This is a genomic window from Accumulibacter sp. (assembly GCF_023806565.1).
Lineage (GTDB): Bacteria > Pseudomonadota > Gammaproteobacteria > Burkholderiales > Rhodocyclaceae > Accumulibacter.
Genome location: NZ_JAMTDV010000001.1, coordinates 1 through 7624, shown reverse-complemented (window position 1 = coordinate 7624; position 7624 = coordinate 1). Strand labels below are relative to the sequence as shown.

The following is a 7624-nucleotide window of genomic DNA, read 5'->3' as shown; positions in this document are numbered from 1 at the left end:
TTGGCATCGCGCAGAAGGATCAAGAGGACCACCGCCACATGCTGCTGATGATCGATAACTACGATTCCTTCACCTACAACCTCGTCCAATATTTTGGCGAGTTGGGGCAGGAAGTCAGGGTATTCCGCAACGATGCCATCTCGATTGCACAGATCAGGCATCTCGATCCGGCGCTGCTGGTGATCTCGCCAGGTCCCTGCTCGCCGGCACTGGCAGGGATTTCGCTGGCGGCAATTCACGAATTTGCGGGCCGGATTCCGCTCTTCGGGGTATGTCTTGGTCATCAGGCGATCGGTGAGGCTTTCGGCGGCCGCGTGGTGCACGCGCGCCGCCTGATGCACGGCAAGGTGTCGGCGGTACACCATGGCGGCCTGGGTGTCTTCCGTGGTCTGCCGAGTCCGCTGACCTGCACACGCTACCACTCGCTTGCCGTCGACCGCGATTCCTTGCCGGACTGCCTCGAAATCACCGCGTGGACGGACGACGGTGAGATCATGGGGCTACGGCACAGGACGCTGGCGGTCGAGGGGGTGCAGTTCCATCCGGAGTCCATTCTCACCGAGCACGGCCACGATCTCCTGAAAAATTTCCTCGAGGAGCATGGACAATGAAACCCCAGGACGCCCTGGCGCGGGTCATCGAACACCGCGAAATCTTCCACGACGAAATGGTTTCCCTGATGCACCAGATCATGAGCGGCGAAGTCTCGCCGGTCATGATCGCGGCGATCATCGTCGGCCTGCGCGTCAAGAAGGAGACGATCGGCGAAATTTCTGCGGCGGCCCAGGTCATGCGCGAGCTGTCGACCAAGGTGCTGGTCAGCGACCGCAGCCGTCTGGTCGACACCTGCGGCACTGGCGGTGATGGCGCGCAAACCTTCAACATCTCGACTGCGGCGATGTTCGTTGCCGCTGCTGCTGGCGCATGTGTCGCCAAGCATGGCGGACGATCGGTTTCGTCGCAGTCGGGGAGCGCCGACGTGCTCGAAGCATTGGGCGCCAGGATCGACCTGACGCCCGAACAGGTCGGGCGGAGCGTCGATGAAGTGGGGATCGGCTTCATGTTCGCCCCGAATCACCATAGCGCAATGAAACACGCGGCGCCGGTGCGTCGCGAGCTCGGCGTTCGCACCCTGTTCAACATCCTCGGTCCGCTGACCAACCCGGCCGGCGCTGCCAACCAGGTGCTTGGCGTTTTCCATCCCGATCTCGTCGGCATTCAGGTGCGGGTCCTGCAGCGCCTGGGCAGCACGCACGCGCTCACCGTTTTCGGCCGGGAAGGTCTCGACGAAATTTCGATCTCCGGCGAGACTCTGGTCGGCGAACTGAAGAATGGTCGGGTCGAGGAGTACACGATTCACCCGGAGCAGTTCAATCTTCCGGTACACGACCCGCGCGTTCTGCGCGTCGGCAACGTCGAGGAATCGAAAGCGATGCTGCTGGCAGCGCTCGCCGATCGAGGGGGCGCCGTGCGCGACATCGTCGCGCTCAATGCCGGTGCCAGCATCTACGTCAGCGGCTTGGCCAACACGCTCGCCGATGGTGTCGATCGGGCGTTCGAAGCAATCGCCTCGGGCGCGGCGCGCGCCAAGCTCGACGAGTTTGTTGCGTATACGCAGCGCTTCGCAGCCTGATCGAGTGCCTTGTCGAGGAGCGGGAACATGGCCTTGCCACAGCCAGAAAGGCGTTTCGACGCGGCCGCCTACCTCGCCTGGGAGGAGACGCAGGAGGAACGTCACGAGTACATCGCCGGCGAGGTCTTCGCGATGGTCGGCGTGCGGCAGGTACACAATCTCGCTACGCTGAACCTTTACAGCTGCCTGCGTCGGGCGCTGCATGGGAGTCCTTGCCGGGTCTTCGTGGAGGCAGTCAAGGCACGCGTGGAAGCCGCCGACTGCTTTTTCTATCCTGACGTGCTGGTCACCTGCGACGCGCGTGATCGCCTGACACCGGAATACGTCAGCCATCCGCTGCTGGTCGCCGAAGTCCTCTCCGATTCGACGGCGGCGTTCGATCGCGGGCGCAAGTTCGCCGCCTATCGCAAGCTCGACAGCCTGCAGGACTACGTCTTGATCGACCTGGCGGTGCAGCGCATCGAGGTCTTCCGCCGTGATTCCGAGAATCACTGGGTACTGTATGACTATGGCCCGGGCGACAGCGTCGAACTCGCATCGCTGGGCCTGCAACTTGCGGTCGACGAACTGCTCGAAGATACCCGCGAAGATAGCGAGGCGGCATCGCCATGAGCGACATTCTGCAGCGCATTCTTGCCGTCAAGCGCGACGAAGTGGCCGCTGCCAGCAGCGTGACACCGCTTCCGGCGCTGCGCGCTGAAGCGGAGCTGCAGGCCGGCGCACGCGATTTTCTTGCCGCCGTCCGGCAGCGGGTCGGCGAGGGGCAGCCCGCGGTAATCGCCGAAATCAAGCGGGCAAGTCCGTCGAGGGGCATCCTGCGCGCCGATTTTCGGCCTGCGGAGATTGCCGCCAGCTATGCTCGACATCGGGCCGCGTGCCTCTCGGTACTCACCGATCGGCAGTTCTTCCAGGGAGCTCCCGCCTACCTGCGCGCGGCCCGCGAAGCCTGCGACCTGCCAGTGCTGCGCAAGGATTTTCTGGTCGATGAGTATCAGGTATACGAGGCAAGGGCGATGGGCGCCGATGCGATCCTGCTCATCGTTGCCGCGCTCGATCTGCCGGCTCTGCGGGATTTCGCGGCGGTCGCCGGGAGTCTCGGCATGGCTGTGCTCGTCGAAGTGCACGATGCGTGGGAACTCGACGTCGCGCTGCAACTCGGCAGTTCGCTGATCGGCATCAACAACCGCAACTTGCGCAGTTTTGAAGTCCGTCTGGAAACCACTCTGGAGCTTCTTCCCCGTCTTCCTGCCGACCGCATCGTCGTCACCGAAAGCGGCATTCTCGCACGTCGGGACGTGCAACTGATGCGCGACCACGGCGTCAGCGCATTCCTCGTCGGCGAAGCCTGCATGCGGGCAAGGGAACCTGGCGAGGCGCTGGCCGAGCTGTTTGCCTGAGGTTGGAGCTGCATCAGCTGGTGCAGGCAGTGTAGCAGTGGAACTCACTCCTCGATCCACAGCCGTCGGCGTCGTCCGCAAAGGAGACTTCCGGCCAGAACCAGCGCCGACGCAGCAATAATTGCTTTTCGCAGACAGTTTTCGATGCTTGTTGCAAAAACCCAACATCGATTGCTTCGTATTGGACGAAAACCCTTGCGGAACTTGCTCCGGCCAGCGCCGTTTGCCAGAATCGCTGCAACTTCTCGTGTCCTTTTCGAGAGGTCCAGTTTGGTGAAGTGATGTCGGCTTCATCGATCTCAAACCTAGAGGAGATTCACAATGCAAAAGAAACTGATTGCACTGGCAGTCGCCGGCTTGGCCTCGGGCGCTGCGTTTGCCCAGACCAATGTCACCCTGTACGGTGTCGCCGACGTGGGTTATGTCTATAGCTCGGGCAGCGCCGGCCACCTGGGTCCGGTCAATATCGGTGGCAACAACGTCTTCAGCGGCCTGGTTTCGGGCCTGCTGTCGGGTTCGCGTCTCGGCTTCCGCGGTGAAGAAAACCTGGGCAATGGCCTCAAGGCGGTGTTCACGCTGGAGTATGCGCTGAACCTCGACAACAACAGCGGTGTCGGCAACACCGGTGGCCTGAATGCACGCCAGCAGTTCGTCGGCCTGTCCGGTGAGAAGTGGGGTATGGTCGCCTTCGGTCGCCAGTACGCTCCCGGCTATCTGGCCACCGCCAGAAACGATCCGTACGGCGGCGCCCTTTTCGAGCCGCAGTCCTTCCTCTCGCAGCAGGCGGGCAACTCGATCACGCCGAACAGCGCGGCGCGCTGGGACAACGCGATGACCTACACGTCGCCGAACTGGAACGGCTTCCAAGCCAAGGCCATCTATGCCTTTGGCGAGACGCAGGGCACCTATCCGGTGGTCGGCGGCCTGACCTACAACGACAAGCTCACCAGCGTTTCGGATAACGGCAAGTGGGCTCTCGGCTTCAACTATGCCAATGGCCCGATCAACGCCGACGTCGTCTACCAGCAGCGCGAGCACGTGACCACCAACATCGGTGTGTTCAGCGGTTTGGGCAATGGCTTTCCGGCTGTCGTAACCAACCAGTTCAACGCCAACGGCAAGTCGGTCAACGAAGTCTATGTCGGTGGCAGCTACGACTTCAAGGTCGCCAAGGTCATGGGCAGCTGGCAAGGTCAGAACGACCGCAACGACGCCAACCTCGACAACCAGATCTGGTCGGTGGGTGTAGTCATCCCGGTTCTCCAGGCCAGCAACATCCATCTGGCCTGGTCCGAGCTGTTGTGGGATCAGGGTCACGACAACTTCGGCGTGCAACGTCCGCTGAACGGCAATTCGCAGGCGGCTTCGCTCGGTTGGTCGACCGCTTTGTCGAAGCGCACGACCCTGTACGCCGGTTATGTCTGGACCCGGAACGACAACGACAGCACTCCGTCGGGTCCTGTCGCAGGTACCGACGTCACCGGTGCTCGCGGTCAGACCAACAACACCTTCGTTGCCGGTATCAACCACGCGTTCTGATTCGACCGTCCGGTCGTTGGATTGCGGAAACGGGCGCTTCGGCGCCCGTTTTTTTTCGTCTTCTCTTTTGCGAGGACGCGAGTCGGGCGGCGAGGTCCTGGTTCGCTTCGCTACCCCGCCGCTACAGCCGCGCTACGGAGCCACCGGGCGTCCTTGCCGACGGCTTCGGCTGCCCCTGTACTCCCGCAGATCGTCCAATTCTTCCAAGGAACTGTGACGAAAACGCAACAAATGCCCTTGCGCCGGACTTCCTGGGGTGGACAAAGCTTGTCGCAAACGTTCTCGCCTGCCAGAATGAAGCCGTTTCCTGCCGTACGGCTTGGCCAAAGCCAACAGTTCCGAATGGCGGGGCAGTGCTTGGAGTTCCTGTTTTTCCACTTACTGGAGATCAAACATGCAAAAGAAACTGATTGCCCTGGCGGTAGCGGGTCTGGCCTCTGCTTCCGGAGTCGCCGTTGCCCAGACCAACGTCACCCTCTACGGTGTCATCGATGTCGGCTATCTGTACGCATCGGGAAATGCGGGCCGCAACATCCCCGGTAACAATACCTTCAGCGGACTTGTCGATGGTATCGACGCTGGTCCGCGGGTTGGATTCAAGGGAGAAGAGGCGCTGGGCAATGGCCTCAAGGCAGTGTTTACGCTCGAATACGGGATCACGCCGACCCGCAATGGCGGCCTCGGTAACGACGTTGCCAACGGTCTGAATGCGCGCCAGCAGTTTGTCGGGCTGTCGTCCAGCAAGTACGGTACGGTTGCGCTGGGTCGTCAATACGCACCGGGCTTCAACGCCACCGCCAACAACGACGCGCTGGACGCAAGCAACCTCAGCATCCAGTCGAGCCTGAGCGCAATTGCTGGCGACACGATTACGCCGAACAGCCCGGGCCGCTTCAACAATGCAATCACCTACACCAGCCCAACGTTCTCCGGTGTGACGTTCAGCGCGATCTACGGATTCGGCGAGACTCAGGGCACCTATCCTGGCACGAACACGCTGACGTATAACGACAAGACGACCAGCGTTTCCGACAACGGTCAGTGGGGCGTCGGCCTGAACTATGCCAACGGCCCGATCAATCTGGACGCCGTCTATCAGCAGCGGAATTCCGTCGTTGGCAGCCCGGCGTTGAAGCTTCCTGGTAACGGCGACAGCATCAACGAATGGTATGTCGGTGGTACCTACGACTTCCAGGTGGTCAAGGTGTACGCCAGCTACCAGGGGCTGCACAACAACAATGACGGCGCTTTTTATGCGATTGCGCCCAACAACAACTTCTGGACCGTCGGCCTGACCGCGCCGATTGGCCGCGGGACGTTCGGCATCGGCTACGGTCGCATGACGATCGACAACAAGAATATTGACAACGGCAACAGCTGGGGCGCTGGCCTGATGTACACCTATCCGCTGTCGAAGCGCACTGCTCTCTATGCCGCGTATAGCTACTTCAGCAACAGCGACACTTCGATCAATGGGTCGAGTATTGCGAATCCTGGTGCGCTCATCGGTGCGCCGGGCGAAAGCAACTTCGCGATTGGCGCTGGCCTGCGCCACAGCTTCTAGTCGTTGGCTGTAGTCGGTTAGCGGGATCAACGGGCGCTTCGGCGCCCGTTTTCTTGCAGCCATGACTCGCTGTCCAGGCCGCAGTCCAGCTGCGGTCGTCGACAGAATGTCAAGCTCGATCAGACGCTTGCACCGGAGTGCCCGAGTCGCTATAATTCCCGGTCTTGGCAGTAACCACCAGCTTTTCATAGGGACACATATTCATGGCCAATAGCGCACAAGCTCGCAAACGTGCTCGCCAAGCCGTCAAGCAGCGCGCCCACAACACCAGCCTGCGCTCCAGCCTGCGTACCGCCGTCAAGCGGGTGCGGAAAGCGATTCTGGCTGGCGACAAGGCTGCTGCGCAGAGCATTTACCGTGAGTCGGTCGCGGTCATCGATCGCGTCGCCGACAAGAAGATCATCCACAAGAACAAGGCTGCACGCCACAAGAGCCGCCTATCGGCTCAGGTCAAGAACTTGAGCGCCTGATTCTGCCTGGATCGTCCAACCGCGGCGCCTCAAGGCGCCGTTTTCTTTTGCATACGCGTCGCGCTTCGGAGCTGCGACGGCCCACACCGATACCGACCCGCATTTCCCGCTGAGGCGCGGGTGACGGGAGCGATCGATACCCTTGTCGACCGACAGTGGTAGATGTGTGGAGAACCGCTACCCTCGCAGGCTCCTTGCTCAAGGAGAGTCGGTTGTCCTCCGCAACGTATCCGCCACATCGAATGACTGCCCATCCGGAGTATAATTCCTTGATCGAGGCAGCATATTAGGGCGTGCTAATATTACCAGCGTGACGGGGACAGCTATGATGGCGGTAGAAATGGACATCGAACAGGCTCGTTTCAACATGATCGAGCAACAAATCCGCACTTGGGAGGTGCTCGATCCGGAAGTGCTTGACCTTCTGGCGGCAGTCAAGCGGGAGGACTTCGTACAGGAAGGGCTCAAGGCGCTGGCGTTCGCCGATCTGGAGTTGCCGATCGGCCACGGTCAGACCATGTTGCAGCCGAAGGTCGAGGCGCGCATTCTCCAGGAAGCAGCGGTGAAGAATACCGATGTGGTGCTGGAAGTCGGTACCGGCAGCGGTTACATGGCGGCGCTTCTGGCGGCGAAGGCCGAATATGTCCACAGTGTCGAGATTGACCCGGTATTGGCCGAGACTGCACGCGGTAACCTGCGGCGCGCAGGGGTTGCCAATGTCAGCGTCGAGACCGGCGATGCTTCCGAGGGCTGGTCGGGACCGGCGCCGTACGACGTGATCGTCATCTCCGGTTCGCTGCCGGAATTGCCCGAGGCCTTTCTGCAACAGCTCAAGCTGGGCGGCCGCCTCGTGGCTTTCGTCGGCCACCCACCGGTGATGGACGCCCGGCTGATTATCCGCACACACGACAACGCTTTCAACACCATCAACGTCTTCGAAACCGTGGTCGCGCCGCTGACTACCAGGAAGCGGCCAAGCTTCGTCTTCTGACGTCGCGCGTACCAATCGCGATGCGGCACC

Annotated in this window: 8 protein-coding genes; all 8 read left to right on the top strand. The window is 61.3% G+C overall.

The genetic code is table 11. The features are described from left to right. The first annotated feature begins 38 nt into the window (after positions 1–38). The 8 genes from NFV80_RS00040 (at position 39) to NFV80_RS00005 (ending at position 7594) form a co-directional block, all read left to right on the top strand. Complete coding sequence (locus NFV80_RS00040) at positions 39–611, top strand: aminodeoxychorismate/anthranilate synthase component II (RefSeq protein WP_295325041.1); 573 nt, start codon at positions 39–41, stop codon at positions 609–611. After that, the gene (trpD, locus tag NFV80_RS00035) at positions 608–1633 is read left to right on the top strand and encodes an anthranilate phosphoribosyltransferase (protein ID WP_295325019.1); all 1026 of its coding nucleotides are present in this window, start codon (positions 608–610) and stop codon (positions 1631–1633) included. The genes NFV80_RS00040 and trpD overlap by 4 nt, the downstream gene beginning before the upstream one ends. Positions 1634–1660: 27 nt before the next feature. Then, entirely contained in the window at positions 1661–2245 is a 585-nt protein-coding gene (locus tag NFV80_RS00030; RefSeq protein ID WP_295325022.1) for a Uma2 family endonuclease, read from the top strand. Next, a complete protein-coding gene (gene trpC, locus NFV80_RS00025; RefSeq protein ID WP_296757420.1) occupies positions 2242–3030 on the top strand; it encodes an indole-3-glycerol phosphate synthase TrpC in 789 nt (262 codons plus the stop codon). The genes NFV80_RS00030 and trpC overlap by 4 nt, the downstream gene beginning before the upstream one ends. Before the next feature lie 321 nt (positions 3031–3351). Continuing rightward, complete coding sequence (locus NFV80_RS00020; RefSeq protein WP_295325030.1) at positions 3352–4569, top strand: porin; 1218 nt, start codon at positions 3352–3354, stop codon at positions 4567–4569. A 319-nt stretch (positions 4570–4888) separates the two neighbouring features. Further along, entirely contained in the window at positions 4889–6133 is a 1245-nt protein-coding gene (locus tag NFV80_RS00015) for a porin (RefSeq protein ID WP_295325033.1), read from the top strand. Between the two features lie 203 nt (positions 6134–6336). Continuing rightward, entirely contained in the window at positions 6337–6603 is a 267-nt protein-coding gene (gene rpsT, locus NFV80_RS00010) for a 30S ribosomal protein S20 (RefSeq protein WP_295325036.1), read from the top strand. 340 nt (positions 6604–6943) lie between these two features. Continuing rightward, on the top strand, positions 6944–7594 hold the full coding sequence (locus NFV80_RS00005; RefSeq protein ID WP_295325039.1) for a protein-L-isoaspartate O-methyltransferase: 651 nt from the start codon (positions 6944–6946) through the stop codon (positions 7592–7594). Positions 7595–7624: the final 30 nt, after the last annotated feature.

Bases quoted from the DNA above. Each gene is read 5' to 3' on its own strand.
- NFV80_RS00020 (WP_295325030.1), top strand. From the start codon at position 3,352: ATGCAAAAGAAACTGATTGCACTGGCAGTCGCCGGCTTGGCCTCGGGC.
- rpsT (WP_295325036.1), top strand. From the start codon at position 6,337: ATGGCCAATAGCGCACAAGCTCGCAAACGTGCTCGCCAAGCCGTCAAG.
- NFV80_RS00040 (WP_295325041.1), top strand. From the start codon at position 39: ATGCTGCTGATGATCGATAACTACGATTCCTTCACCTACAACCTCGTC.
- NFV80_RS00005 (WP_295325039.1), top strand. From the start codon at position 6,944: ATGGACATCGAACAGGCTCGTTTCAACATGATCGAGCAACAAATCCGC.
- trpD (WP_295325019.1), top strand. From the start codon at position 608: ATGAAACCCCAGGACGCCCTGGCGCGGGTCATCGAACACCGCGAAATC.
- NFV80_RS00030 (WP_295325022.1), top strand. From the start codon at position 1,661: ATGGCCTTGCCACAGCCAGAAAGGCGTTTCGACGCGGCCGCCTACCTC.
- trpC (WP_296757420.1), top strand. From the start codon at position 2,242: ATGAGCGACATTCTGCAGCGCATTCTTGCCGTCAAGCGCGACGAAGTG.